This window comes from Georgenia phoenicis (assembly GCF_047302425.1).
In the GTDB taxonomy this organism is placed as follows: Bacteria; Actinomycetota; Actinomycetes; order Actinomycetales; family Actinomycetaceae; genus Oceanitalea.
This window is the reverse complement of sequence record NZ_CP154855.1, coordinates 2,752,321-2,778,095: the sequence shown is the minus strand read 5'-3', so window position 1 is coordinate 2,778,095 and position 25,775 is coordinate 2,752,321. Positions and strand designations below refer to the sequence as shown.

Genomic DNA, 25,775 nt, shown 5'->3' with positions numbered 1-25,775 from the left:
TGACGATGGCCGCGACGCTGATCATCCTCGTCGCGGCCATCGTCGCCTTCGTCTCCGGACGGATCCCGCTCGCCGTCGTGGCGGTGGGGGTGGCCCTGGCGCTGTGGGCCACCGGGGTGCTCGAGCTCGACGAGGCCCTCTCCGGCTTCGGCGACCCGACGGTCCTGTTCATCGCCGCGCTCTTCGTCGTGAGCGAGGCGCTGGAGGCCACCGGGGTGACGGCGTGGGCCGGCGGCCAGGTCGTCCGCCGGGCCGGCACGACGCGCACGGCGGTCCTCCTCGCCGTCTGCCTCCTCGTCGCGGTCCTCACGGCCTTCATCAGCGTCAACGGGGCCGTGGCCGCCCTCATCCCGATGGTCGTCGTCGTGGCCACCCGGGCCGGGATCCCGGTGTCGCACCTGCTGCTCCCGTTCGCGTTCACGGCGCACGCCGGGTCGATGCTCCTGCTCACCGGCACCCCGGTGAACATCATCGTCAGCGAGGCCGCGCAGGACGCCGGCGAGCGGGCCTTCGGCTTCTTCGAGTTCGGGCTGGCCGGTGTCCCGCTGCTCCTCGGGACCCTGCTGATCATCGTGTTCCTCGGGCCCCTCCTCCTTCCGAACCGCACGCCCAGCGAGCTGCCCAACGACCTCACCGCGGTGACCGGAGCGCTGCGCGAGCAGTACGCGCTGCCCGCCGACCAGCGGCTGACGAGCGCCGAGCGCGGGGTCGCGGAGGTCATCGTCGCGCCCCGGTCCACGCTCGTCGGTCTGCACGTCTTCCCCGGCATGGCGACACCGAGCGGAGACCTCGTCGTCGTCGCGGTCCAGCGGGGCGGTGAGGACCTCACCGACCCGGAGTCCGCCCTGCGGCCGGGGGACACCCTGCTCGTCAGCGGCACCTGGGAGGACCTCGAGCGGCACACCTCCGGGCCCGACGTGCTCGTCGCGACCCCGCCGGACGAGCTGCGCCGCGGCGTCCCGCTGGGGCGTGGGGCCCGGCGCACGGTGGCCGTCCTCCTGCTCATGGTGCTGCTTCTCGCCACCGGTGCGGTGCCGCCCGCGGTCGCCGGGCTCCTCGCGGCGTGCGCGCTCATCCTGTCCGGTGTGCTCACCCCCGTCCAGGCCTTCCGGAAGATCGGCTGGTCCACCGTCGTGCTCGTCGCGGGCATGATCCCGCTGTCCACCGCCTTCATCACCACGGGCACGGCGGACCGGATCGCCGAGGAGCTGCTCGGCGTCGTCGGGCAGAGCTCCCCGCGCGTGGCGCTGCTCGCCATGTGCGTGCTCACCGTGGTGCTCGGGCAGCTCATCTCCAACACCGCGACCGTGCTCATCCTCGTGCCGGTCGCCGCCGCGCTGGCCACCGACCTCTCGGTCTCGGTCCTGCCCTTCATGATGGCGCTGGCGGTCTCCGGTGCCGCCTCGTTCCTCACGCCGGTGGCCACCCCGGCCAACACGATGGTGCTGGAGCCGGGCGGGTACCGCTTCGGTGACTACGGCAGGCTCGGACTGCCCCTCCTGCTGCTCTTCCTCGCCGTCGCCGTCCTCTGGGTACCGGTCGTCCTGCCCTTCAGCTGACGTGAGGGGCTGCCGCAGCGGCCCCCACCGTCGCTATGCTGAGCCGCGTCGCGGGTGCCTGCGAGGGCGGAGAAGCGGGTGCGCGCGAGCGGATCTGCGAACGGGGCGCGCATGGCGACCACCGAGAAGAAGACCTCCGAGGCGTCGGGGTTTCTCGACTGGATCGAGCGAGTCGGCAACAAGGTGCCGAACCCGTCGATCATGTTCGTCTACCTCATCGGGGTCGTGGCCGCCTTGTCCGCGCTGCTCGCCTGGGCGGGCGTCAGCGTGACCGACGAGGTCGTCATCCCAGTCCCGCGCGACGAGTTCAACCAGATCAACGAGCACCTCGGTGGGACGTACTCGATCTACGACTCCACGACGGGTGAGCCGGCGACGCTGCCGGACTACATCGTCGCGGAGGAGACCTTCGAGGTCCGCAGCCTCCTGTCGGTCGAGGGCCTGCGCTACTTCTTCTCCTCCTTCGTCGACAACTTCGCCGGCTTCGGCGTCGTCGCCACCGTGCTCATCGCGATGGCCGGTGTGGGCGTCGCCGAGCACGCGGGCCTCATGGCCGCGCTCATCCGCAAGGTCGTCAAGGTGGCGCCGCCCCGGTGGCTGGCCTTCGTCCTCATCTTCGTCGGCGTCCTGTCCTCGGTCGCCACAGACGCCGGCTACCTCATCCTCGTGCCGCTGGCTGCCGCGGCCTTCCTCTCGGTGGGTCGCCACCCGCTGGCCGGCCTCGCCGCCGCCTTCGCCGGGGTCGGCGCGGTCTTCGGCGCGAACCTCCTCATCACCCCCTCGGACAGCATGCTCACCGAGATCACCAACGAGGTGCTCTCGACCGCGGGCATGGACACGATCGAGGTGACGCAGAACTTCTACTTCGCCGTCGTCTCCTCGGTCGTGCTCGCCGTCGTCGTCCTCCTCGTCACGGTGCTCGTCACCGAGAAGCGGCTCGGGACCTACGAGCCCACGGACGGGAGCGGGGCCGAGGAGGAGGCGGAGGTGGACGAGGCGGCGGTCTCCCGCGGGCTGCGCTTCACGCTGTGGGCGCTGCTCGGGTACGTCGTCGTCGTCGCGCTGCTCACCGCACCGCCCGGCGCGCCGCTGCGACACCCGGAGACCGGCGCCATCATCGGCACGACCCCGTTCATGGCGAGCCTCATCTTCATCATCTCCCTCGCCTTCCTCGTCGCCGGGGTGGCCTACGGGGCGGGGGCGCGGACGCTGGTCGGCGGGGACGCCGCCGTGGGGGCGATCGGCACGACCTTCGGCAGCCTGGGCGGGCTGCTCATCATGTTCCTCATGATCGCCCAGTTCATCGCGCTCTTTAACTGGAGCAACCTGCCCACGGTGGCGGCCGTCTCCGCGGCCGAGCTGCTCGAGCAGGCGAACGTGCCCGCGATCGTCCTGCTCCTCGCGTTCGTCCTCGTCATCGTCGTCCTCGACGTCATCCTCCCCGGCCTCGTGCCGAAGTGGGTGATCTTCGCGCCGGTGTTCATCCCGATCTTCGCCACCCTCGACGTCGCCCCGCAGACCCTGCTCGCGGCCTACCGGGTGGGCGACTCGCCCGTCAACGTCCTCACGCCGCTCATGGTGTACCTGCCGTTCATGGTCACCGTCGCGCAGCGCTACAAGAAGGACGCGGGCATCGGGACGATCATCGCGCTCATGCTGCCCTACGCCGTCGCGGTCCTCGTCGCGTGGACGGTGCTCTTCGTCCTGTGGTTCGTGCTCGGCATCCCCTGGGGCCCGGGCTCGCCCGTCAACCTGCCGGGGTGACCCGGCACCCGCCCCCGAAGGAGTCCTCGTCATGAGCACCACCACCCTCGACGACACCCTCGCCCGGATCGTGCCCTCGCTGCACGCCGCGCCCACGGCCACCGTCGTCGCCGACGGCGGGAGCGTGGACGCCGACGCGCTCGCCGTCCCCGTCGCTCGCGACGGCGAGGTCCCCGAGGTCCTCGGTGTCGGCCTGGCGGCCCTCGAGCGCGCCGGCTTCACGCCCGAGGTGGGCACGGCCATCGCCTTCCCGTCCTCGCAGGCGCCCGTGCTCGTGGCGGTGGGCCCCAGCGGAACGCCAACCCCTGGCACTACGAAACCTACTGGCCGGACGCGACCGCCATCGTCGACGCCTTCCAAGCCCAGACGACGGCAGCGAGTCCCGCAGTGGACCTGGTCTCACTACCGGACCAGCAGGCGGCCAATCGCTTCGGACGTGCCCCCTGCGCGGGCGAGGTGTCCACCGGAGCCATCAGCCCCCAGGGCTGGGCGAACCCGACCAGCGGCCACCTGACCTCCCCGTTCGGATACCGAACCCACCCGATCACCGGTCAACACCACCTCCACACGGGCTCCGACGTCGCCAACGCCTGCGGGTCCACTCCCGTGTACGCAGCAGCCGACGGGGTCGTCATCTGGCAAGGAGCCGGCGGCTACCAGGGCCGCACCGGCAACCAGATCGTCATCGACCACGACGGCACCGGAGGAGTGATCACCCGGTACGGACACGTCCTGACCGGCTCGATCCTGGTCCGCACCGGCGACCACGTCACCGCCGGCCAGCAGATCGCCAGCATCGGCGGAGACCCACAGCTCGACCCTCAGGGCGCCGGAGGCTCGACCGGCTGTCACCTCCACTTCGAGGTCAACCTTCTCGGTGTCCCGGTCGACGCCCGCGACCATCTCGCATCCTTCGGCGTACAGCTGGGGTCATGATCGGTTCGTCTCATCGAGACTCAGCATCTTGTCGGGTTCTTCGGAGTCGGGTCGCCAAAGCATGATCGACCCGGCCCGGTCTCCCCGCTGGGGCGCCTCCCGCCGGCGGCGGCACCGACGCCGGGGCCCCGTGTGGGATGCCGATCTTCGCTTCCGCTGACGCCGCGGTCTACGCCCGGGCCCGGCCCCCACCCGCGCTTGGGGCTGACGGGGGCACGTGGTTGTCATCGACCACGGCGCCGGGAGACAGACGAGCCACAACCACATGTACGCGGGCGGAGTGGGGTGCGCGTGTGGGGCAGCGGGTGGATGGCGGACAGGTGATCACGGCCGTGGGAAACGACCGCAACTTCACCGGCTGTCACTTGCACTTCGGGGTCTACGACCGTGGTGGGTACACCGACCCGATGCTGTTCCTGGCGGGCCCGGACGTGCCCGTGTGGGATGAGCGGCCGGTGGTCAGGTGAGCTGGAGGGTGGTCAGGCAGGTGGCGCCCTCGTCGGTGGTGGTGAAGTCCGTGGCACCGGTCCGCCCGTCGTAGCTGACCTCGACGGTGCCCTGGACGTCGCGGGGCAGCCAGAGTCCGACGAAGCCGTTGTCGAAGGTGGTCATCTCCTCTTCGAGGAGGACCTCTCCGTCGTCGTTGACGATCCGCACGTCGAGGTCCTGGCCGGTGAGCTCACCTTGGCAGGTGGTGAGGCTGTGGTAGAAGCACTCGTGGGTCTGGTCGACGTAGGGGGCCACGGACAGGTAGAAGCGGTCTTCGGGCATGTCCAGGGCCAGCTCCTGCTGCCCGTCGGAGAAGACCAGTTCGTCGGGGCGGATGGAGGCCATGAGGTCGGTGGGCCGGTCGGTGCCGCCGAGCCGGTCGAGGTGGTCGATGATCTCGGTGACGTCCATCCCCGCCAGGCCGTGGGCGTCGAGGAACTCGGCCTGGGCGCCGGTGGCTGCCTGCTCGGCGGGGGTGTCCGTGGTTGAGCACCCGGCAAGGACGAGCACGAGTGCCCCGATGGCTACGGCGAGTCGTTTCACGTTCTGCTCCTGTGTGGTTGTCCCGGCGGTTCGCAGGGGCATTCGGAACGGGATGAGGTGGGGGTTGCGCGGTCGGGGTGGGATTGGCTGACGCTGGTTAGAAGGCGTAGCCGTGGACGGTCTCGGTGAAGAGGTTGACCACGAAGTAGTTGATGAGCACGAGCACGAAGCCGGACAGGCCGAGGTAGGCGGCTTTGCGGCCGTCCCAGCCGCGGGTGGCGCGGGCGTGGAGGTAGGCAGCGTAGGTAACCCATACGACGAAGGTGCCGACCTCCTTGGGATCCCAGTCCCACGGGCGGCCCCAGGCGTGCTCCGCCCAGATCGCGCCGGCGATGAGGGTGAAGGTCCACAGCAGGAAGCCGACGGCGTTGAGCCGGTAGGCGTAGCGCTCGAGCTCACCGGAGCCCGGGAGCACGTCAGCCAGCCGCCCCCAGAACCCGCGCTCCACTGCTTCGGCGTGGTCACCGGAGGTTGCGGCGCCGCTTGTCCCGGTGAGCCCGCCGGCGCGGGCGACGGCGGGCTCACGCTGCTTGTGGCTCTCCAGGGCGGTCTGCTCCCCGCGCTGCTTGACCAGCTGGACCACCGACAGTACGGCGGCCACGGCGAAGACGCCGATCGCCATCGTTGCGACGGAGACGTGGATGACGAGCCAGTAGTGGTCCAGGGCGGGACTGACGCCGTCGGCCTTGACGTAGAACACGGACACCGCTAGCCCGAGGGCGAGCAGCGTGGGCGTGATGACCATTGCGCCGAGGTAGCGCAGGTCGCGCCAACGCTGGATGGCCAGGAACGTGCCGACCGCGACGAGGGTGAAGACGAGGGTGAACTCGTACATGTTCGCCCAGGGCACCCGCCCGGCGGCGATACCGCGGGTGACCACGCCAATGGCGTGCAGGGCCAGGCCGGCGGTCGTCGTGGTCATCGCGATGCGGGCGGCGCGGCGGGGTCGGCCTGCGGGGCCGCGGTCGCGCAGCGCGGACAGGTCGATGCCGAAGGCGATCATCGCGAGGGCGTAGGCGGCCATGGCGCCGTAGATCACCAGCAGGCTGAGCTGGCCGAGGTCGTTCACGTGTCCTCCTGTTGGGTGGGGGTGGTGGCCCGAACCGCGGTCATGACGCGCTCGAGCTCGCGCGGAAGGCCCGGGTCGTCGCCGCGGGCCAGGGCGGCGGCCTCGACGAGGGTGTGGCCGGTGCCGTTCGGGGTGGTCTTGACCCACAGCCGGCGGCGGGGGGCGAACAGTGAGGCGGACAGGCCGGCCATGGCCGCGAGGGAGGAGACCAGCAGGAGGGGGAGGGTGGGGTCGTAGCGCAGGTCGATGGCCGCGAAGCGGGGCAGGGACTCGAAGGAGATGGTGCCCAGCCCGTCGGGGAGCTCGACCTCCTCACCGGGTGCGATGAGGATCTTGACCTCTTCGGCGCCGTCCATCACCTGGGTCATGTTGTCGGTGTCGAGCTGGTAGACGTTCTGCGGGATGCCCTGGTCCAGGCCGAGGTCACCGGTGTAGACCTCCAGGACGATGAGCGGTGCGTTGGGTTGGGGGTGCACCGAGCGCAGCCCGTCCTCCTCGGACATGGCAGTGGGCAGCAGGTAGCCGGTGAAGCCGAGCTGGTCCAGGCCGGGGGAGACGTCGGGGACCTTGACCACACCGCGGGAGGTGTAGAAGTCGTCCTCGGGCAGGAAGGGCACCGGCTGGGAGAACGCCACCTGCCCCTCGGCGTCACGCACGGTCAGGTGGGGGGCGAAGCCGTTGCCGGCCAGGTAGATGTTCGCGCCGGCTGCGTTGATCGGGTAGTTGACCCGGATGGTGTCCTCGTAGCGCCGGCCGTCAGGCTCGGTGACCACGACCCGGGCGGCGAAGTCGCGGGCCTGGGCGTCGACGGTGAACCGGGAGGTGAGCTCGGTCAGGGAGAAGGTGAAGGGCTCGAGGTCGTCGCCCGTGACCAGTGTCCCGGGGGTGAAGGTGTCGTAGTCGACCAGGGCGTTGGCGAAGGTGCGACCCTCGACGACGACGGCCTGCCCGCGGTAGGCGACCAGCTGCGCGGCACCCAGGGCGACGAGCACCCCGATCAGGGACAGGTGGAAGACGATGTTGCCGGTCTCGCGCAGGTAGCCACGTTCGGCGCTGATCCCTTCCGCGGTCACGGCCACCCGGAAGCGGCGGCCCAGCGCCGAGCGGACCGCCCCGGTCACCTCCTCGGGGGACGCCGTCGTCATGTGCGTGTCACGGACCGGGAAGCGGGTCAGGCGGCGCGGGACACGGGAGGGTGCCGCGCGCAGCGCGGTGATGTGGGCCTTGGTGCGCGGCAGGATGCAGCCGATGAGGGAGATGAACAGCAGCAGGTAGATCGCGGCGAACCAGGGCGCGGCGTAGATGTCGAGCAGGCCAAGGCGCTCGAGCCAGGTGGCGAGCTGGGGCCGGTCGGCGCGCAGGGTGGCCACGCCGGCGGGATCCTGCGGGATCTGCGGGATGAACGCCCCGGGCAGCGCGGCCAGGGCGAGCAGCATGAGCAGCAGCAGCGCCACCCGCATCGAGGTGAGCTGGCGCCAGGCCCAGCGCAGCCAGCCGCGCACACCGATTCCGCCGGGAGCCGGGGGCTGGGACGGAGTGCCCGGTGCCTCATCCATCGTCCGTAGACCGGCGGGACGGTAGACCATCACACAGTCCTCACGTAAGCCGACGACCGGGGACCCGTGCACACACGGGGACGCTAACCCACCGTCCTGAAAGACCGGGAATGCCGGTTAAGGTTTGATTAAGATGCGTCGGTTTCGGTGTGGCGACGCGACGGTCGGGGCTGTGGTGCGGGCGTCGTCAGCCGATGGTGGCGAGGAGCTCGGTGCAGGCCTGCTCGCAGGCACGGCAGGCCTCGGCGCAGATGCGGCAGTGCTCATGGTGGCCGGCATGGGCAGCGCACTCATCCCCGCAGGAGCGACATGCCTGGATGCAGGCCTGGAGCAGGGCGCGGGTGAGGTTGGCGTCATAGCCGGTGTGCCGGGACAGCACGCGGGCTGTGGTGTCGCAGATATCGGCGCAGTCGAGGTTGGTCCGGATGCACTTGCGCAGCTGGTCGACCATGTCCTCGCTGAGGCAGGCGTCCGCGCAGGCGGTACAGGCCTGGGAACACGCCACCAGGGCCTCGATCGCCCGCGCGAGCGGGTCGACGTCGAGGCCGATCTCGCCGGGGTGGGTGGTGATCATCTCCGCGGTTCTCATTGTCTTCCTCCATCTCTGATTGCTTGCCCCGTGTCGGTGCGGGCTTGCGACGTTACGCGGGGTGCCCGGGGGGTGCCTGGGCAGGAGTCGTGATGTTGATGAAGGTTTGATGAACTCTTCCCGTAGGGCCGTTATCGAACCGTGATCCTGGGGTTGGCGTGTGTAGCGTCGCTTCTGCTTCTTGCCCCCTTCATCGCAGAAGCTCACGTGCGGACGCCGAGCCCTGCCACCGCACTGTGGTCCTCGATCGTCCGTGGCAGGGACGGGGAACCCGATGTGGGCCTGCGTGCAGGTCCTTGGGGTGAAGCTCGATGCCTGAGCCGGGTGTGCTCCTACCCGAACCCGACAGCTGACCTCGTAGGCGCCCTGGAGAGGTTTACCCGTGACATCTAGCCACACCCGTGGTCGGCACCGTGCCGAGGGCCGTCCCGTTACCGTTTTCTCATCACTGGGTCCGTGCTTGACGGGTCCGGCCGCGCGTCGTGCCGCGCTTGCCGCGGCTTCCTCCGGTTTGGTGCTGACCATGGCCACGACCACCGCCTCTGCGATGGAGCCGGTCCACCCCGACCCGCCGGTGGTCGGCACCCAGGCCAGCGATACCCCGACGGCGAGTGCGCAGGCCAGTGGTACCGAGACCGCGGAGGTCACCCACACCGTCGTCTCCGGTGACACCGTGTGGAAGCTGGCGCAGCGCTACGACAGTACGATCTCGGCGATCGTCACCGCCAACGGTCTGAACGCGCAGGCGCTGATCCGTGTCGGTGAGGTGCTGACGATCCCCCAGGGGCAGGCGAGCGTGTCGGCGACGACGTCGACGGCGGTCACTGAGCGGGAGGCTGCTTCGGCCTCGCGCTCGGCTTCCCGCAGCGAGGCCCCGCCGGCCAACACGTCGGGCAATGCTGTCCTTGACATCGCCTACCGGTACGTCGGCACCCCTTACGTGTGGGGCGGGTCGACCCCGGCGGGCTTTGACTGCTCGGGGTTCACCCAGTACGTCTACGCCCAGGCGGGCATCTCCATCCCGCGGTCCTCCGCGGCGCAGCGCAACGCGGGCACGCAGGTCTCCGCCTCCCAGGCCCAGCCCGGTGACCTGGTGTGGTGGCCCGGGCACGTGGGGATCTACGTGGGTGAGGGGCAGTACATCGCGGCCTTCAGCCCGGGTAACCCGCTGTCGGTGCGTGACATCTACAAGGCCAACCCGACGTTCATCCGGGTGGGCTGAGCAGCGGTGGTGGCCCGCAGCTGGCTGCGGGCCACCACCGGCCCGGGTCAGACGAGGGTCTGGAAGTTGGCGACGAGGCCCTGCAGGTAGCCCGACACCCAGATCCACAGCCCGGTGACCATCGCGAGTCCGAGCAGGACGAGCAGCCCGCCGCCGAGGCGTTGGAACGCGCGGCGGTGGCGGCGCAGGAAACCCAGTGCGCGGGTCGAGCGGGACAGCAGCATCGCCCCGGCGACGAACGGGACACCGAGGCCGAGGCTGTAGGCGAACACGAGGACCCCGCCGCGGGCGGGATCGGCCTCGCTGAAGGCGAGGCTGAGGACCGCGGCCAGGGTGGGGCCCATGCAGGGCGCCCAGCCCAGCCCGAACACGACACCGAGGAGCGGCGCTCCCCACAGGCCCTGCCGGGGGGTCAGGTGCAGGCGGCGGTCGCGTTGCATGAATGGGACGTAGCCCATGAAGGCCAGGCCCATGAGCACGACCAGCGCGCCGAAGATGCGGGTGGTGAGGTCGAGCCAGGGCGCGAGCAGGATCCCCAGCCAGGCGAAGACGACGCCGAGCAGGACGAACACGGCGGTGAAGCCGGCGACGAAGAGCAGTACCCCGGCCAGGAGCCGCCCGTCACGGACCTTGGTCTGCTGCCCGCCAGGCAGGCGGGCGCCGGGGGTGGTGGCCCCGGCCATGCCGCTGAGGTAGCCGACGTACCCAGGCAGCAGGGGCAACACGCACGGGGAGGCGAAGGAGATAAATCCGGCGATCGCGGCCACGGGGAGCGCGGCGAGCATGGGGCCGGTGAGCACGGTGCCGGCGAAGAAGGAGCCGAGCTGGTCCATCGCTCAGGCCGTCTCGGCGAGGGTGTCGTCGATGAGGCCGCGCAGCATGGTGGGGTCGATCTGGCCCATGATGCGGGCCGCGACCCGGCCCTGGCGGTCCAGGACCACGGTGGTGGGCATGGCCTGGAGTGGCACGAGTCCTTGGAAGGCGGCCACGGCCGCGGCCCCTTGGTCGTGGATGGAGGGGTAGGGGACCTGGAAGGTGCGCTCGAAGGCCTGGGCGGTGGCCGCGTCGTCGCGGGGGTTGACCCCGAGCAGCTGCACCCCCTGGGGGGTGTAGTCCTCGTAGATGGCCCCCAGGTCCCCGGCCTCGGCGCGGCACGGCGGGCAGGCGGCATACCAGAAGTTGACCACCACCACCTCCCCGCGCCACTGGCTCAGGTCGACCTCCTCGCTGTCGTAGGTCTGACCGATGAGCTCGATGGCGCCGTCGCGCTGCTGCGGCTCCCAGGTCGCCAGGGACCCGTCTCCGGCGATGTAGCCGGCGCCGGAGTCTTGTCCCGCGTCGGTCTGGGCGGTGGCGGCACAGCCGCTCAAGGCCACGACGGTGGCCAGGGCGGCCGCCGTGAGCACGCGCCTGAGGGGTGCCCGACGCCTGGAGGGTCTCACGCTTGTCACCTTTCCCAACCGAAACCCCGCCCGGGGCTCACTGATCGCTGCACTGGTCCGGCGACCATCGTCGCCGCTTTGGTGGGAAGTTCCCCAACCGGGGGGCGACCGGGCCGGTTCTTAACCGAATCTTCACCGTTCACCAGGCGGTGCCGCCGGTGCGGCGACCCCTTCGGGAACCGCGAGGATCCACGCGTTTTCGGAGCACGCTTGCCGTGCCAGCACCATAACCCGGCCACTTGTCCAGCGTACCCCCAGGGGGTATAAAAAGATGGTGCCGTCCTGGCACGCACCACCGATCAAGGGGAGGCCCTCATGGCTACCAGTACCTTCAGCGTTACCGGCATGACTTGCGGCCATTGCGTCGGCTCCGTGGCCGAGGAGGTCGGCAAGATCGCCGGCGTCCAGAACGTCGAGGTCGACCTGGTCGCCGGTGGAGAGTCGACAATCAAGGTCTCCAGCGCCGGCGACGTACCGGTGGATGAGGTCCGAGCGGCCGTGGACGAGGCCGGCTATGAGCTCACCCGGACGCCTGCGTGAGGAGCAGTGCCAAGTTGACCGGGTTCGCGTTGGTCCTGGCCCTGGCGCTGGGCGCCGGCTATGGGCTGGGGTCGGTGCTCGGCCCGGATGAGCCCGACGCCGCCGCGGGCCCGGGTGTGGTGGAGCTGGAGGAGGCCGCCGCCCGCTGAGGTCGGTGGCCCAAGGGGATGGAGGTGAGTCGATGAGTCAGCAGGTCATCGAGCTGGAGATCGGCGGGATGACGTGCTCCTCGTGCGCGGCCCGGGTGGAGAAGAAGCTCAATCGGATGCCCGGGGTCGAGGCGAGCGTGAACTTCGCAACCGAGCGGGCCAAGGTCGCCCTACCAGAGGGTGCCTCCGTCCAGGACGCGCTGGCCACGGTCGAGGCCACCGGGTACACCGCGCGGCTGCGTGAGGATCCCGGGACGGCCCCGGCCGAGGAAACGGCCCGGGACGCCGAGCCTGACGCCGTGGCCGAGCTGCGGCGGCGGGTGATCATCTGCGCGCTCCTGACGCTGCCGGTGCTGGCCTTCATGTTCCGGCCGCTGCAGTTCGACAACTGGCAGTGGCTCTCCCTGACCCTTGCCGCCCCGGTCGTGGTGTGGGGGGCCTGGCCCTTCCACCGGGCCGCATGGATCAACGCCAAACACGCCGCCGCGACGATGGACACCCTGATCAGCATCGGGGTGACCGCAGCATTCGGCTGGTCCCTGTACGCCCTGTTCCGGGGCGGGGCCGGTCACCCGGACATGCGCATGGACTTCCACCTCATCCCCGAACGGGGTGGCGGCTCCAGCGAGATCTACCTCGAGGTCGCCGCCGCGGTGACGACGGCGATCTTGCTCGGCCGCTACTTCGAGGCCCGCGCCAAGCGCCAGTCCGGGGCCGCGCTGCGTGCCCTGCTGGAGATGGGCGCCAAGGACGTGGCCGTGGTCCGCGACGGCCGCGAGGTACGGATCGCAGTGGACCAGCTGGCGGTGGGCGATGAGTTCATCGTGCGACCGGGAGAGAAGATCGCCACCGACGGTGTCATCGTCGAGGGCGCCTCCGCGGTCGATGCCTCCATGCTCACCGGCGAACCGGTCCCGGTCGAGGTCGGACCGGGTGACGGCGTGGTGGGAGCGACCGTCAACGCCGGCGGCCGGCTCCTGGTACGCGCCACTCGGGTGGGCGCCGACACCCAGCTGGCCCAGATGGCCCGCCTGGTGGAGGAGGCCCAGACCGGCAAGGCCCCCGTCCAGCGGCTGGCCGACCGCATCTCGGCGGTCTTCGTCCCGATTGTCATCACCCTGTCGGTGGCGACGCTGGGCTTCTGGCTGGGCTACGGGGCGGGCGCCGAGCTGGCGTTCACCGCCGCGGTGGCCGTGCTCATCATCGCCTGCCCGTGCGCGCTGGGCCTGGCCACCCCGATGGGCCTGATGGTTGGCACCGGCCGCGGCGCCCAGCTCGGCATCCTCATCAAGGGCCCAGAGATCCTGGAGTCCACCCGCCGGGTGGACACCATCGTGCTGGACAAGACCGGCACCGTCACCACCGGGCAGATGCGCCTGGTGGACGTCGTGCCCGCCGCCGGCGGCGAGGCGGACACGGTACTGCGGCTGGCCGGCGCACTGGAGAACGCCTCCGAACACCCGATCGCCGCGGCCATCGCCGCCGGAGCGCGCGAGCGGCTCGGTGACCTGCCGGCCGTGGAGTCCTTCGCCAACACCCAGGGCCTGGGAGTGTCCGGGACCGTCGAGGGACATGCCGTCATCGCCGGTCGGGCGCGGTGGCTGACCGAGCAGTCAGCCCAGCCACTACCGGCCGAGCTCGCCGCCGTCCTGGAGGAGGCGGAGGGCGCCGGGCGCACCGCGGTGGCCGTGGGCTGGGACGGGCGCATCGGCGGGATCCTCATCGTGGCCGACACCGTCAAGCCCACCTCCGCCCAGGCCGTGGCCGAACTCAAGGGGCTGGGCCTGCGCCCGATCCTGCTCACCGGTGACAACACCCGCGCGGCCCGCCAGATCGCCGCCGAGGTGGGGATCGAGGAGGTGATCGCCGAGGTCATGCCCGAGGACAAGGTCCGCGTCGTGCGGGAGCTGCAGGACTCCGGCCGGGTGGTGGCCATGGTCGGGGACGGCGTCAACGACGCCGCGGCACTGGCCCAGTCCGACCTGGGCATCGCCATGGGCACGGGCACCGACGTGGCCATCGAGGCCTCGCCCCTGACCCTGGTCAGGGGCGACCTGCGCGCCGCGGTGGACGCGGTACGCCTGTCGCGGCGCACCCTGTCGACCATCAAGGGCAACCTGTTCTGGGCCTTCGCCTACAACGTCGCCGCGATCCCGCTGGCGGTCGCCGCCCTGCTCAACCCCCTCATCGCCGGGGCCGCGATGGCGTTCTCCTCAGTCTTCGTGGTGACCAACAGTTTGCGGCTGCGCGGCTTCCGGGCCGTGTCCATCGACCGGGCCAGGCCCGCCGGCCGGCCCTCACCGGCCGCTGAGCCGGCGCGCTCGGCCGCATGACCACCTCACCACGACCCGGACCGATACCCCCCGCGGGTACGATCAGAGTGGAACGATTGGGCTCGGAGAAGGCGGCGGAGACGGTGAACGGGTACACCTCACAGAAGGATGACCACCTGCTGCGGTTGCGGCGCATCGAGGGCCAGGTCCGCGGGATCGCCAAGATGGTCGAGGAGGACAAGTACTGCATCGACATCCTCACCCAGGTCTCGGCTGCCTCCCGGGCACTGCAGTCCTTCGCGCTGGGCTTGCTCGATGAGCACATGGCCCACTGCCTGGTGGAGGCCGCCCGGGCGGGCGGTGAGGAGGAGGCGACCAAGCTGAAGGAAGCCTCCGATGCCATCGCCCGACTGGTTCGCAGCTGACCCACCTTGACCGACGCCTTCCATGGTCCGCACGGGCGATGAAGAGTCGATGAAGAATCGCCGTGGGGCCGCTGCTGGGCTGGGTGTCGCTGAGGCGGGCGTGGTTAGCCTCCGTTAGCCCCACACGATGGGTCGGCCGTTGGCTACGGCTGGGGCCTTGCTGCCCGTCGATGACCTTGAGCAGATGGAGACGCCCGTGACACTCAGGACCCGACTCGCCGCCGTTGCCGGCGGGATCGCGCTGACTTTCTCCCTTGCCGCGTGCGGCGACGGCGAACAGACCACTCCGGAGGAGCCGGCTGCGGGCACCGCCGCGGAGGAGAGGACCGACAGCACCTCGCAGACGGAGGCCGAGGACGTGCACAACGACGCGGACACGATGTTCGCCCAGATGATGATCGTGCACCACGAAGGCGCCATCGAGATGGCCGACCTGGCCGTGGAGCAAGCCGGCAGCGAGGAGGTGCGCTCCCTCGCGGAGCGGATCTCCGCCGCGCAGGGGCCGGAGATCGAGCAGATGACGTCCTGGCTCGAGACGTGGGGGGAGGAGACCTCCCCGATGGGCGGCATGGAGGGTATGGACCACGGCGGCATGGACATGGAGGGCATGAGCCAGGAGGAGGCCATGGGCGAGCTGGAGTCGCTGTCCGGTTCCGAGTTCGATCAGCGGTTCCTGGAGCTGATGATCGCCCACCACCGTGGCGCGGTGGACATGGCCCAGGCCGAGCTCGACGGCGGGGAGAACCCCCAGGCGCTGGACCTGGCGCAGACGATCATCGATGACCAGCAGGCCGAGATCGCCGAGATGGAGGAGCTCCTCCAGGGCCTGTGACGTTGATCCGCCGGCGGGCGAGCCACCTGCATTCCCCCCAGGTTCGCCCGCCGGCTCAGCGAGATGGAGCAGCTGTTGGAGACGCCGCCATTCCTCGGGACGGGCCGAGGAATGCACAGGCGAGTGAACGATGAGGATCACTGCCCTGATGGAGAGGAGAGTGTTTGGCGATGGAAGAGCACGAACACCCGAACGAGGACCACGACAGCAGCTCGCGCAACATGAACGTGAAGATGTACCTGCGGTTCGCCGCGATGCTCTTGACGGCGATGGTCGTCATGTACTGGGTGATGTTCGTCGGCTCGTGGGAGTGGGGCCACGTGCGCTTCAGCCAGAGCCGCATCTTCATGGCGGTGACCATGGGCGGCGCGATGGGGTTGGTCATGCTCGCGTGGATGCTCAACATGTACAAGAACGCCAAGGCGAACGTCATCGTCGTCGTGGTCAGCCTCGGGCTGCTGGCGGGCGGGACCGCGCTGGACCGCAGCCAGGCCACGGTGGACGACTCCGCGTTCATGCGCGCGATGATCCCCCACCACTCCCTGGCCATCACGCGGTCGGAGCGAGCCGGGATCGAGGACGTCCGGGTGTGCGAGCTCGCCGTGGAGATCAGCGAGGCTCAGCGGCGCGAGATCTTCGAGATGGACTGGCTCATCGAGGACATCGCGGAGAACGGGGTGGCCGCGACCCCGGAGGAGGCCGAGGCGCGCCCGGTGCCGGCCTTCGACGAGCCCGCAGAGCGGCTGTGCGCCACGGACTGAGGACATGTCATAGACCAACTTTTGCCCACCTCCCCATCGACGGCGCCACTGTCAGCCCGTGAGCGGATGGCTCGCCCATGGACAAGGTCTGGGTGTCGGTCGGCACCGGGTGGACCGCATCCAGTGGCGCTGTCAGCGGAGCCTTGTTTGTGCCTCGTCCAGCAGGTCCTGGGGGGCGAGCCACATGGAGGGGTAGTCGCCCTGCCAGACCTGGTTGCCCTCGGCGTCGATGAGGACGAACCCGTGCCCGGGGACCCCGGGGTGCATCCCGGTCCCGAGGGTGCCGTAGGCCTCGGAGACCGTGCCATCGTCGAGCAGGTAGGGGGTGGTGGCCCCGTAGCGGCGCATGTCGAGGCGGATCTGCTCGGCGGTGTTCATGACGATCGGCAGGACCGTGATGCCGGCCTCGGCGAAGCCGGGCTCCTTCTCGATCTCGGCCATCTGCACGGTGCACGAGGCGCAGCCGGCGCCCTCGTTGAAGTACAGGATGACCGGTTCCCCGCGGAGCTCGGACAGGGTTACGGTGGTCCCGGCCGTGGTGGGCAGGGTGAAGTTCGGGGCGCGGCGAGTCTCCTCGGAGCTGGCCGTCCCGGAGGTGGCCAGGGCGTAGACGGCGGCCGCGACCACCACGAGGAGCGCGCAGATTCCCAGGATCCGCCGGCGGCGGGCCTTGCTTGCGGCTGCTTGGGCCCGTGCCTTCTCCTCGGCGTGCTTGTGCCGGACCCGGTCCTTCGCGCTGGGGTGGAGGGTGGAGCTGGTGGTCATCGGGGCAGTCCTTCGGTGTCGTGGCTGTCGTGGCAGGCGGGCGCCTCGGCGGGGAACTCAGGATCGGCAGTGGCCGGGTGGGTCCGGGTGCGTCGGTCGCGCAGGGTGAAGAGCACGAACACGCCCGCCAGGGCGAGGAGGCCCGCGCCGAGGAGGGGCTCGGGCACGGGGCTGAGCCAGTCCTGCAGCCGGCTCAGCGTGGTGGCGAGCCAGTCACCGATCGTGCTTTGCACCGCCCCGCCGCCGGTCATCTCGGCGTTGCCGGCCAGGGTGATGACCCAGATGCCCATGACGGCGAAGGCGATCGCGACGGCGAGGTTGACGGTGTTGGTGACCAGGGTGCGTGCACCGAGGCGGATCTTGATGAGCCGTGCTTGGAAGAGGCGGCGGTCCCCGAGGCGGGCCTTGTCCCAGATCAGGGCCATGACGAAGAGGGGGAAGACCATCCCGAAGACGAACGCCAGGCCCAGTGCCACGCCGCCGGCGGCGGACCCGGAGAGCACCGACAGTGTCATGACGCCGGCCAGGACGGGGGCGCAGCAGCTGGAGGCGATCCCGGAGAAGACGCCGAGGGCGAAGAAGCTGGCGCCGTCGCCGCGGCTGGTGTCCGGTGCGCGCAGGAAGCGGGGCAGGGACCACATGGTGCCCGAGAGGGACAGCCCGGCCAGGGCGATCATCAGCAGGCCACCGGCCCAGTAGAGCTGGGTGTGGTACTGGTTGATGGCCCCGGACAGCATGCTGACGCCGAGGGTGATGGGGACCAGCACCAGGGCCAGGCCTGCGGCGAACACGAACGTCAGGGGCAGGATCCGCCACCGGCGGTTCTTCACCGCCCCGGCCAGGTAGCTGGGGGCGAGGAAGACGATGCAGCACGGTGCGAACAGGGCCACGCCGCCGGCGAAGAAGGCGGCCAGGACGCTGCCGGTGGTCAGGAGCTCACTTCCCACGGCCCGGGTCCCTTCTCACGCCGCGGCCGCGCGCAGCTGGAGAAGCTTCTCCAGCCGCCGCCGCGGGAGGCGTCCGCTGCTGAAGAACTCCTCATCGACCAGGACCAGCGGCGCCATGGGCGGCCGGTGCCGCAGGATGAGCCTGCGTCCCTCGTCGGAGTCGCGCGCCAGGGTCCGCACCAGGAAGTCGAAGCGGGCGCTGAGCTCGGCCAGGGCCGCGGCTGCGTCCTCGCAGTAGTGACAGGCGGGCGCCTCGACGACGGTGATCACGGTGGGGTTGTTTGTTGCTGCCACGAGTCCTCTTCCATTGATTTCCGTGTTGCCAAGAGCATCGGCCGCCCGCCCGGGGCAATCGATCGACCTTCCATGAAGAACCGATGAAGATCTCTGCCCCTTGCGGGCAAATCGGGAATGGACCGCCGCCCGGTCGCCTTTACGGTCGATAGAGATACCCTCTAGAGGTATGCCGAACGATGGAATGAGGGGTTGCCATGGGTACGCCACCGGGTCACGATCACGCAGGGCACCCGCCACGCGAGGACCACGAGGCCGCACACGCTCACCACGACTCGGCTCACGGTGACGGGGGCGGACACGAGGGGCACGAGACCACGCACGGGCAGGCGATACCCACTGACGGCGTGGGTGTCACCGACCCGCTGACCGCCGCAGGCCACGACTCGGCCGCGCACCATGGGCACGGCAAACACACCGGCCACGACGGCGGGCATGGTGGGCACGACGCTCACGCCGACCACGACGCTCACGCCGACCACGACGCTCACGCCGACCACGACGCTCACGCCGGTCACGCCGGTCATGGCGACCATGGCGACCATGTGGGCATGTTCCGTCGCCTGTTCTGGATCATGCTCGTCCTGGCGGTGCCCACGGTGCTGCTCAACGGGATGTTCGCCGACCTGCTCGGGTACACGCTGCCCGACGTTCCGGGGGTGGAGTGGGTCTCCCCGGTCCTGGGCACGGTGATCTACCTGTGGGGTGGGCGCCCATTCCTCACCGGCGCGGTCGACGAGCTGCGCTCCCGCAAGCCGGGCATGATGCTGCTCATCGGGATGGCGATCACCGTCGCCTTCGTCGCCTCCCTGGGGGCCAGCCTGGGATTCTTCTCCCACGAGCTGGACTTCTGGTGGGAGCTGGCGCTGCTCGTGGTCATCATGCTGCTGGGCCACTGGCTGGAGATGCGCTCCTTGGCCCAGACGTCCTCCGCGCTGGACTCCCTGGCCGCGCTGCTCCCGGACCAGGCCGAGCGAGTGGAGGGGGACCAGGTCGTCACGGTCGACCCTGCCGATCTTCGTCTTGGTGACGTGGTCATCGTGCGCCCGGGCGGGCGGGTGCCGGCCGACGGTGAGGTCGTCGACGGCGGCGCAGACGTGGACGAGTCGATGATCACCGGTGAGTCCCGCCCGGTGCTCCGCACCGTGGGGGACCACGTCGTTGCCGGCACGGTGGCCACCGACAACGCGCTGCGGGTGCGGGTCTCGGCCGTGGGGGAGGACACCGCCCTGGCCGGCATCCAGCGGCTGGTGGCAGAGGCGCAGGCCTCCACCAGCCGCGCCCAGCTCCTGGCGGACAAGGCCGCCGGCTGGCTGTTCTGGTACGCGCTCATCGCCGCGGTCATCACCGCGGCAGTGTGGTTGTCGTTCGGGGTTCCGGAGAGCGCACTGGTCCGGGCGATCACCGTCCTGGTCATCGCCTGCCCCCATGCCCTGGGCCTGGCGATTCCGCTGGTGGTGTCCATATCCACCGAGCGCGCCGCCCGCGGAGGGGTGCTCGTAAAGGACCGCGGCGCCCTGGAGCGGATGCGCGTGGTCGACACCGTGCTGTTCGACAAGACGGGCACCCTGACCAAGGGCGAGCCGGCCCTGACCAACATCACGGCAACCGGCGGGTATGAGACGGAGGAGCTGCTGCGTCTGGCGGCGGCCGCCGAGGCCGAGAGCGAGCACCCGCTCGCCCGGGCGATCGTCGCGGCCGCCGAGCACCGCGGCCTGCAGGTGCCGCGGGCCAGCAACTTCCGTGCCGCAACCGCCGTCGGGGTGCGCGCCACCGTCGAGGACCGTGAGGTCCAGGTCGGCGGGCCAGCGCTGCTCTCCCAGCACGGCGCCGAGCCGCTGCCCGCGACAGCGCCGTGGTCCCAGGCCGGTGCCACCGTCCTGCACGTGATCATCGACGGGCAGGTGGCCGGTGCCGTTGCGTTGGCCGATGAGGTCCGCGAGGAGTCGCGTCAGGCGATCGACGCCCTGCACCAGCTGGGCATCCGGGTCGTCATGATCACCGGTGACGCCGAGCCGGTGGCCCGGGCCGTGGCCGCCGAGCTGGGCATCGACCAGGTCTTTGCCCAGGTGCGCCCGGAGGACAAGAGCGAGAAGGTCGCCCAGTTGCAGCACGAGGGCCGCACCGTGGCCATGGTCGGGGACGGCGTCAACGACGCTCCCGCGCTGGCCCAGGCCGACGTCGGCATCGCCATCGGCGCGGGCACCGACGTGGCGATCGCCTCCGCCGGCGTCATCCTCGCCTCGGACGACCCACGCTCGGTCCTGTCGGTCATCCAGCTCTCCCGCGCCGGATACCGCAAGATGAAGCAGAACCTGTGGTGGGCCGCCGGCTACAACATCGCCGCCGTCCCGCTCGCCGCGGGCGTGCTGGCACCGGTCGGGTTCGTCCTGCCCATGTCGGTCGGCGCGATCCTCATGTCCCTGTCGACCATCGTCGTCGCGCTCAACGCCCAGCTGCTGCGCCGCCTGGACCTCAGCCCCGAGGCCAGCACCGCCGCGGCACACGGCGCCCCGCAGGTCCAGTCGGGCCGCACTGCGCGGGCTGCTGACCACTCCGAGGAGGCCGTGGGAGCGCACCACTAACAGAGGCCGTATTTACCTTCGCGGGGTAGCGGCTACCGGCGGGGCGGCTGCCGGTGCTCGCGGTTCTTCAGCAAACCTTCATGCAACGGGACCGGACTTCTTCGGGGTCCGTGGTCATCGTGGTGGGAGGACGCCTGCCGCCGTCGGTGGCACGTCCCCACGATGATGGGAGGGACCGTTGCGTCCGGTGCTGTTCACGTTCCTCGGGTTCGATGTCCAGAGCTACGGGGTGAGCAAGGCCGCGGCCGCGCTCGTCGCGGCGTGGCTGCTCGGCCGGGCCTTCGAGCGGCGGGGCCTGAAGAAGAACTCGGCGCACGCGCTGGTGCTGTGGGCCACGGTCTGGGGGTTCGTCGGCGCGAAGGTCTACTACCTGCTCGAGCAGTACCCGGGCATCACCGCGCATGACCTGGGCGGGATGGGGTTCACCTGGTACGGCGGCCTGGTGGGAGGGATCCTGGCGGCCGTGGCTGTCATCCGCCGCCACCAGCTGCCCCTTGACGTTGTCGCGGGCGCGGTCGCGGTGCCGCTGACGGTGGCCTATGGCATCGGCCGGCTGGGCTGTTTCGTCAGTGGTGACGGGACCTACGGGCGTCCCACCGACCTGCCGTGGGGGATGGCTTTCCCCTCGGGTGTGGTGGCCACCGATGTGCCGGTGCATCCCACCCCGCTGTACGAGGCGATCCTCGCGGCCGTCGTCGCCGGTGTGCTGGTGCTGCTCGCCCGGCGCTGGGCGCCGGGCGCGGTGTTCGGCGCCTACCTGGGCCTGTCGGGCCTCTCGCGTCTGCTGGTGGAGTACCTGCGGACCAACGACCCTGTGGTCTTTGGCCTGACCCAGCCTCAGCTGTGGGCGTTGGCCAGCATCGCCGTCGGCTGCGTGCTGGTCGCCCGCCAGCGCACCACCGCGCGCCGGTCCACGGCCGAGGAGACGGACGAACCCCGCGCGCCGGACCTGGCCGTGCGGTGACCGGCCGGGAGGGCGGGGAGTGCCGATGACCGTGGCCGTGGTGGTTCTGGTGCTGGTGATCTGCCTGGGCTTCATGGCCCTTGGCCTGGGGGCCATCAGGGCCCTGTTCCCCGGCGACTCAGCTGGCAGCCAGTCGCCGGATCGGCTCACGGAGCGGACGACGACCAAGGAGGGCACCCGGTCAGGGTGAGCGGTGCTCCGCCCGGGTCCCGATGTCCACGGGCAGCTCGACGGTGAACAGGGCGCCGTGGCCCGGCCCGGAGCTGGTCGCGGTCACGGCACCGCCGTGGGCGTGGACGATGGAGTGGACGATGGCGAGCCCGATCCCCGAGCCGCCGTGGGCGCGGTCCCGGGCCGCGTCGGCACGGTAGAAGCGCTCGAAGAGATGTGGCAGGTGCTCGGCGGCGATTCCGCTGCCGGTGTCCCGGACCGTCAGCCGCAGCGTGGACCCGGCCCGCTGTACGCCCAGCTGCACCCGCCCTCCTTGGGGGGTGTGTCGCACGGCGTTGTCCAGCAGGTTGGTCAGCACCTGGCCGAGCCGGTCGGGGTCGGCCGTGAGGACCGTCTGGCGGGCCTCGTCCGTGGCCTCGACCGTCAGCTCGACGCCCTTGTCGGTGAACCTGGACCTGGCCTGGGCGGCGGCGTCGTCGATGAGGGCACCGACCTCGAGGGGCTGCCAGTGCATGCTCAGGCGTCCCTCCCCGGCGGCGGTGACCAGGGCGATGTCCTGGGCGAGGCGGGCCAGGCGCGCGACCTGCTCGCGGAGCATCCCCACCGTGGGTTCGTCGGCCTTCACGACACCGTCGAGGATGCCCTCGAGGTAGCCGTCGAGCGTCGCCACCGGGGTGCGCATCTCGTGGGCGAGGTCACCGAGCATGCGCGTGCGGGTCTGTTCGATCTCACCGAGGTCGGCGGCCATGGTGTTGAATGCGCCGGCGAGGTCGTCGAACTCGGTGCCCATGTGGACCTCGGGGACGCGGGCGGCGTAGTCGCCGCTGGCGACCTGGGCGGCGGCCTGCCGCACGCGCTCCAGGGACCTGGCGATGCGCCTGGTGAGGAAGACGCTGACGACGACCGAGGTGAGGAGGGCGGCGAGCAGCGCCAGGGACAGCGACAGTGTCCACGCCGTGGTGAAGGCTTCCTCGGTGTGGGCGACGACTGAGGAGTCGGCGGGCTGGGCCATGAGCATGTGGTCGTGGAAGATCTCCGGGCCGATGGCCGAGGCGACCGCCCATGCGGTGCCGGTCGCGACGAGGATGACGGCGACGATCGCGGCGAGGAGCCGGGCTCCGAGCCCCCACCGGCGGCGCGGTGTGGGGCTCACTGCCCGGTGCCCATCCGGTAGCCCACGCCGCGCACCGTGCGGATGAACCTGGGGGCGGAGGCGTTGTCCCCGAGCTTGCGCCGTAGGTGGGCGATGTGGACGTCGACGAGGTGCTCATCGCCCACCCATCCCGGTCCCCACACCGTTTCGATGAGCTGGCGGCGGGAGAAGGCCATGTTCGGGCGGCTCGCCAGGGCCGCGAGGACGTCGAACTCGGTGCGGGTCAGCCCCACAGGTTCCCCGTCGATGAACGTCTCCCGGCCCAGGAGGTCGATGTTCAGTGGCCCGAAGGACGCGCCGGCTCCGTGGGGGCCGGTGTCCTGGCGTGGGCGACGCAGCATGGCCCGTACCCGGGCGACGAGCTCGCGGGGACTGAAGGGTTTGGTGACGTAGTCATCGGCGCCGACCGAGAGCCCGATGAGCTTGTCGACCTCCTCCACGCGTGCGGTGAGCATGATGATGTAGCAGTCGGAGAAGGTGCGGATCGTGCGGCAGACCTCGATGCCGTCGGCGCCGGGGAGCCCGAGGTCGAGGACGATCACGCCGGGGTGCCACTGGCGTGCCCGGTCAATGGCGTCACTGCCGTCCCCGGTGACTTGTACCTCAAAGCCATGGCGTTCCAGGTAGCTTGCGACAAGTCGTGCCAGCGGCGCCTCGTCGTCGACGACCAGTACGCGGGGCAGGTTCACGTCAGTAGGGACCGCAGTCATGTCCCTCATTCTCATGGTCACGAAGGCAACTGCGTGACCATCATCGGCCGCGGCGATTCAGATCCGTCTCGATCGGGTCATGCGCTACGGCGTCTGGGCGGCCTGGGTGTCGGGTTAGGCGGAGCCGTCTCGGCGTTCGAGGGCGCTGCTGGCATGGCTCTGCGCGTTTGGGAGCGTTGCATCGATGCGGAAGCCGCCTGCTGAGGCGGGGCCAGCGTGGAGGCTGCCTCCTAGCAGACTCGCACGTTCCCGCAGGCCGGCCAGGCCATGGCCGCCGGTGGGGAGATCAGTGGGTGGGGTGGCCGGCGGGCCGTTGCTCACGATGACGTGCAGGGCATCCCCGCTGGGTTTGACGGTGACGGTGACGGGGGCGCCGGGGGCATGCTTGCTGACGTTGGTCAGGGCTTCTTGGACGGTGCGGTAGGCCGCGCGTTGGGTGGGTTCGGCCCATTCCTGCCCGTCCTCGACATCAAGGGTGAGGGTGACGTTGTGGCCGCTGTCGTGCACGAGCCGGGGGATGTCGGCGAGCCGGGGCTGGGGGGAGATGGTGGTGGGGGTGGTGTCGCTGCGGCGCAGTACGCCGATCATGTGGCGGAGCTCGTCGAGGGTGCGCGTGCTGAGCTGGCGGATGGTTTGGGCGCTGGTGCGGACGTTGTCGTTCGGGGCGGTGACGCTCAGGGCGCCGGCCTGGACGGCGATGAGGCTGACCTGGTGGGAGACCACGTCGTGCATCTCGCGGGCCAGGCGGGCGCGTTCCTGGGTCAGGACGCGCTCGGCGAGGTGAACCGCCCCGGGTTTAGTGGCGGCTCGGTTCTCTGGTTTCGGCCGTCGTGGTGACGGGGTTCTGACGGTAGTGGTTGGCCTCGTGCTCGGCGGGTGGAATGTCACCGAGCTCGGAGTGCAGGCGGCTGTTGTTGAACCAGTCGACGTACTCCAGGGTGGCGATCTCGACGTCCTCGAGGTTGCGCCAGGGGCCGCGGCGGCGGATGAGCTCGGTCTTGAACAGGCCGATGGTGGACTCGGCCAGGGCGTTGTCGTAGGCGTCACCCACGGTCCCGATCGAGGGCTGGACACCGAGCTCGGCGAGCCGCTCGGTGAAGGCGATGGAGGTGTACTGCGAGCCGGCGTCGTTGTGGTGAATGAGCCCGGCAAGGTCGGTGACCCCGGCGCGCCCGCGGGACCAGGCCGCCATGTTCACCGTGTCGGTGACCAGGTCGGCGCGCATCGTGGTGGAGGCTTTCCAGCCCACGATCATCCGGGAGAACACGTCGATGGTGAACGCGACGTAGACGAACCCGGCCCAGGTCGCGACGTAGGTGAAGTCCGCGACCCACAGCTGGTTCGGGCACTTGCGGTGAAGTCGCGGTTGACCAGGTCACCGGCCCGTATCCCGTCCTTCGCCGGGATCGTGGTGCGCCGCGTCCTGCCGCGGACCGCGCCCTGCAGGCCGGCGTTACGCATCAGGCGTTCGACCGTGCAGCGCGCCACCGGCCGGCCGATCCGGTTCAGGTGCTTCCACATCTTCCGCGCGCCGTAGACCCCGTAGTTGGCCGCGTGCTCGGCACTGATGACCTCACCGAGCTCGGCGTCGGCCACCGCCCGGGCCGAGGGTGAGCGCTTCTTCGCGGCGTAGTAGGTGCTCGGGGCGACCTGCAACTGGGTGCAGATCGGCTCGACCCCGAACTCCTCCTTGTGCTCGTCGATGTACTTCACGATCACCGATGTGGGCGGTCGAGCTCCGCCGCGAAGAAAGCCGAGGCGCTCTTGAGGATCGCGTTCGCCCGCCGCAGCTCGCGATTCTCCCGTTCCAGCTCGGCCAACCGCTGGGCATCACTGGTCGTGGTGCCCGGCCGGTCTCCGGCATCGACCTCAGCCTGGGCAACCCAGCCACGCAGCGTCTCGGGGTTGATCCCGAGCTGCTCTCCCACCCGCCGACACGCCCCCACACGTGACTCGGGATCCTTCTTCGCTTCGAGCACCAGCCGCACGGCCCGCTCACGCAGCTCGTCGGGGTACTTCCTCGGTGCGCTCATAGCT

General features: G+C 70.4%; 25 protein-coding genes, 2 pseudogenes, 1 riboswitch and 1 other annotated feature. Of the genes and pseudogenes, 14 read left to right on the top strand and 13 right to left on the bottom strand.

Translation table 11 applies throughout. From position 1 onward, the window contains the following. The first annotated feature begins 5 nt into the window (after positions 1 to 5). The 4 genes and pseudogenes from AA0005_RS13215 to AA0005_RS13200 all read left to right on the top strand — a co-directional run. Complete coding sequence (locus AA0005_RS13215; RefSeq protein ID WP_413450605.1) at positions 6 to 1,559, top strand: SLC13 family permease; 1,554 nt, start codon at positions 6 to 8, stop codon at positions 1,557 to 1,559. 111 nt (positions 1,560 to 1,670) lie between these two features. Further along, positions 1,671 to 3,323 (top strand): AbgT family transporter, encoded by a 1,653-nt coding sequence (locus tag AA0005_RS13210; RefSeq protein ID WP_413450604.1) that lies wholly within the window; start codon positions 1,671 to 1,673, stop codon positions 3,321 to 3,323. Between the two features lie 387 nt (positions 3,324 to 3,710). Next, complete coding sequence (locus tag AA0005_RS13205) at positions 3,711 to 4,259, top strand: M23 family metallopeptidase (RefSeq protein WP_413450603.1); 549 nt, start codon at positions 3,711 to 3,713, stop codon at positions 4,257 to 4,259. Between the two features lie 122 nt (positions 4,260 to 4,381). Next, positions 4,382 to 4,726: pseudogene (locus tag AA0005_RS13200) on the top strand (M23 family metallopeptidase); the annotation flags it as partial. Here AA0005_RS13200 and AA0005_RS13195 read toward each other — a convergent pair. The 4 genes from AA0005_RS13195 to AA0005_RS13180 form a co-directional block, all read right to left on the bottom strand. Then, positions 4,719 to 5,291 (bottom strand): CueP family metal-binding protein, encoded by a 573-nt coding sequence (locus AA0005_RS13195; protein WP_324653680.1) that lies wholly within the window; start codon positions 5,289 to 5,291, stop codon positions 4,719 to 4,721. The pseudogene AA0005_RS13200 and the gene AA0005_RS13195 sit on opposite strands and share 8 nt — an antisense overlap. A gap of 97 nt (positions 5,292 to 5,388) precedes the next feature. Continuing rightward, positions 5,389 to 6,360 carry a c-type cytochrome biogenesis protein CcsB gene (ccsB, locus tag AA0005_RS13190; RefSeq protein ID WP_413450602.1) on the bottom strand — a complete coding sequence of 324 codons (972 nt, stop codon included), beginning with the start codon at positions 6,358 to 6,360 and terminating at the stop codon, positions 5,389 to 5,391. Then, positions 6,357 to 7,916 (bottom strand): cytochrome c biogenesis protein ResB, encoded by a 1,560-nt coding sequence (locus AA0005_RS13185; protein WP_413450601.1) that lies wholly within the window; start codon positions 7,914 to 7,916, stop codon positions 6,357 to 6,359. The genes ccsB and AA0005_RS13185 overlap by 4 nt, the downstream gene beginning before the upstream one ends. 187 nt (positions 7,917 to 8,103) lie before the next feature. Continuing rightward, positions 8,104 to 8,505 carry a four-helix bundle copper-binding protein gene (locus AA0005_RS13180; RefSeq protein ID WP_324653686.1) on the bottom strand — a complete coding sequence of 134 codons (402 nt, stop codon included), beginning with the start codon at positions 8,503 to 8,505 and terminating at the stop codon, positions 8,104 to 8,106. Positions 8,506 to 8,709: 204 nt separating this feature from the next. Beyond that, positions 8,710 to 8,884: riboswitch (cyclic di-AMP (ydaO/yuaA leader) on the top strand. A 144-nt stretch (positions 8,885 to 9,028) separates the two neighbouring features. Between AA0005_RS13180 and AA0005_RS13175 the strand changes: the two genes are divergently transcribed. Next, entirely contained in the window at positions 9,029 to 9,727 is a 699-nt protein-coding gene (locus AA0005_RS13175; RefSeq protein ID WP_413450600.1) for a C40 family peptidase, read from the top strand. A 47-nt stretch (positions 9,728 to 9,774) separates the two neighbouring features. On the opposite strand, the gene AA0005_RS13170 is transcribed toward AA0005_RS13175, so the two are convergent. Beyond that, a complete protein-coding gene (locus AA0005_RS13170) occupies positions 9,775 to 10,560 on the bottom strand; it encodes a cytochrome c biogenesis CcdA family protein (RefSeq protein ID WP_413450599.1) in 786 nt (261 codons plus the stop codon). 3 nt (positions 10,561 to 10,563) lie between these two features. Continuing rightward, positions 10,564 to 11,169, bottom strand: coding sequence for a TlpA family protein disulfide reductase (locus tag AA0005_RS13165; protein ID WP_413450598.1), 606 nt, complete (start codon positions 11,167 to 11,169; stop codon positions 10,564 to 10,566). A gap of 315 nt (positions 11,170 to 11,484) precedes the next feature. Here AA0005_RS13165 and AA0005_RS13160 point away from each other — a divergent pair, with 315 nt between their 5' ends. From AA0005_RS13160 to AA0005_RS13135, 6 genes are all read left to right on the top strand, one after another. Beyond that, positions 11,485 to 11,709, top strand: a complete 225-nt coding sequence (locus AA0005_RS13160) for a heavy-metal-associated domain-containing protein (protein ID WP_413450597.1) — start codon at positions 11,485 to 11,487, stop codon at positions 11,707 to 11,709. Between the two features lie 14 nt (positions 11,710 to 11,723). Further along, positions 11,724 to 11,858 (top strand): hypothetical protein, encoded by a 135-nt coding sequence (locus AA0005_RS13155; RefSeq protein ID WP_413450596.1) that lies wholly within the window; start codon positions 11,724 to 11,726, stop codon positions 11,856 to 11,858. Between the two features lie 32 nt (positions 11,859 to 11,890). Then, on the top strand, positions 11,891 to 14,191 hold the full coding sequence (locus AA0005_RS13150; RefSeq protein ID WP_413450595.1) for a heavy metal translocating P-type ATPase: 2,301 nt from the start codon (positions 11,891 to 11,893) through the stop codon (positions 14,189 to 14,191). Between the two features lie 83 nt (positions 14,192 to 14,274). Further along, positions 14,275 to 14,556 (top strand): metal-sensitive transcriptional regulator, encoded by a 282-nt coding sequence (locus tag AA0005_RS13145; protein WP_308203200.1) that lies wholly within the window; start codon positions 14,275 to 14,277, stop codon positions 14,554 to 14,556. A gap of 196 nt (positions 14,557 to 14,752) precedes the next feature. Next, positions 14,753 to 15,388 (top strand): DUF305 domain-containing protein, encoded by a 636-nt coding sequence (locus AA0005_RS13140; RefSeq protein WP_413450594.1) that lies wholly within the window; start codon positions 14,753 to 14,755, stop codon positions 15,386 to 15,388. Between the two features lie 170 nt (positions 15,389 to 15,558). Next, positions 15,559 to 16,149, top strand: a complete 591-nt coding sequence (locus AA0005_RS13135) for a DUF305 domain-containing protein (RefSeq protein ID WP_413450593.1) — start codon at positions 15,559 to 15,561, stop codon at positions 16,147 to 16,149. A gap of 132 nt (positions 16,150 to 16,281) precedes the next feature. Here AA0005_RS13135 and AA0005_RS13130 read toward each other — a convergent pair whose 3' ends face one another. Genes AA0005_RS13130 through AA0005_RS13120 form a run of 3 tightly spaced genes read right to left on the bottom strand, consistent with a single transcriptional unit; the run spans position 16,282 to position 18,155 of the window. Further along, positions 16,282 to 16,914: a peroxiredoxin family protein gene (locus tag AA0005_RS13130; RefSeq protein ID WP_413450592.1), complete on the bottom strand. Its 633-nt coding sequence runs from the start codon at positions 16,912 to 16,914 to the stop codon at positions 16,282 to 16,284. Then, the gene (locus tag AA0005_RS13125; protein ID WP_413450591.1) at positions 16,911 to 17,861 is read right to left on the bottom strand and encodes a cytochrome c biogenesis CcdA family protein; all 951 of its coding nucleotides are present in this window, start codon (positions 17,859 to 17,861) and stop codon (positions 16,911 to 16,913) included. The genes AA0005_RS13130 and AA0005_RS13125 overlap by 4 nt, the downstream gene beginning before the upstream one ends. A gap of 15 nt (positions 17,862 to 17,876) precedes the next feature. After that, on the bottom strand, positions 17,877 to 18,155 hold the full coding sequence (locus tag AA0005_RS13120; RefSeq protein ID WP_413450590.1) for a glutaredoxin: 279 nt from the start codon (positions 18,153 to 18,155) through the stop codon (positions 17,877 to 17,879). Between the two features lie 197 nt (positions 18,156 to 18,352). Between AA0005_RS13120 and AA0005_RS13115 the strand changes: the two genes are divergently transcribed. From AA0005_RS13115 to AA0005_RS13105, 3 genes are all read left to right on the top strand, one after another. Next, positions 18,353 to 20,740: a heavy metal translocating P-type ATPase gene (locus AA0005_RS13115; protein WP_413450589.1), complete on the top strand. Its 2,388-nt coding sequence runs from the start codon at positions 18,353 to 18,355 to the stop codon at positions 20,738 to 20,740. A gap of 187 nt (positions 20,741 to 20,927) precedes the next feature. Continuing rightward, positions 20,928 to 21,704, top strand: coding sequence for a prolipoprotein diacylglyceryl transferase (locus AA0005_RS13110; protein WP_413450588.1), 777 nt, complete (start codon positions 20,928 to 20,930; stop codon positions 21,702 to 21,704). A 25-nt stretch (positions 21,705 to 21,729) separates the two neighbouring features. After that, positions 21,730 to 21,894, top strand: coding sequence for a hypothetical protein (locus AA0005_RS13105; protein ID WP_413450587.1), 165 nt, complete (start codon positions 21,730 to 21,732; stop codon positions 21,892 to 21,894). Here AA0005_RS13105 and AA0005_RS13100 read toward each other — a convergent pair. The 4 genes and pseudogenes from AA0005_RS13100 to AA0005_RS13085 all read right to left on the bottom strand — a co-directional run bounded on the left by AA0005_RS13100 (position 21,886) and on the right by AA0005_RS13085 (position 25,771). After that, positions 21,886 to 23,028, bottom strand: coding sequence for a sensor histidine kinase (locus tag AA0005_RS13100; RefSeq protein ID WP_413450586.1), 1,143 nt, complete (start codon positions 23,026 to 23,028; stop codon positions 21,886 to 21,888). The two genes, AA0005_RS13105 and AA0005_RS13100, sit on opposite strands and share 9 nt — an antisense overlap. Then, the gene (locus AA0005_RS13095) at positions 23,025 to 23,738 is read right to left on the bottom strand and encodes a response regulator (RefSeq protein ID WP_413450585.1); all 714 of its coding nucleotides are present in this window, start codon (positions 23,736 to 23,738) and stop codon (positions 23,025 to 23,027) included. Before AA0005_RS13095 ends, AA0005_RS13100 begins: the two co-directional genes overlap by 4 nt. Positions 23,739 to 23,852: 114 nt before the next feature. Beyond that, complete coding sequence (locus AA0005_RS13090; RefSeq protein WP_413450584.1) at positions 23,853 to 24,626, bottom strand: sensor histidine kinase; 774 nt, start codon at positions 24,624 to 24,626, stop codon at positions 23,853 to 23,855. Next, positions 24,535 to 25,771: pseudogene (locus AA0005_RS13085) on the bottom strand (IS3 family transposase). Before AA0005_RS13085 ends, AA0005_RS13090 begins: the two are co-directional and overlap by 92 nt. Further along, positions 25,380 to 25,493, bottom strand: a sequence feature (AL1L pseudoknot). It overlaps the preceding pseudogene by 114 nt. Positions 25,772 to 25,775: the final 4 nt, after the last annotated feature.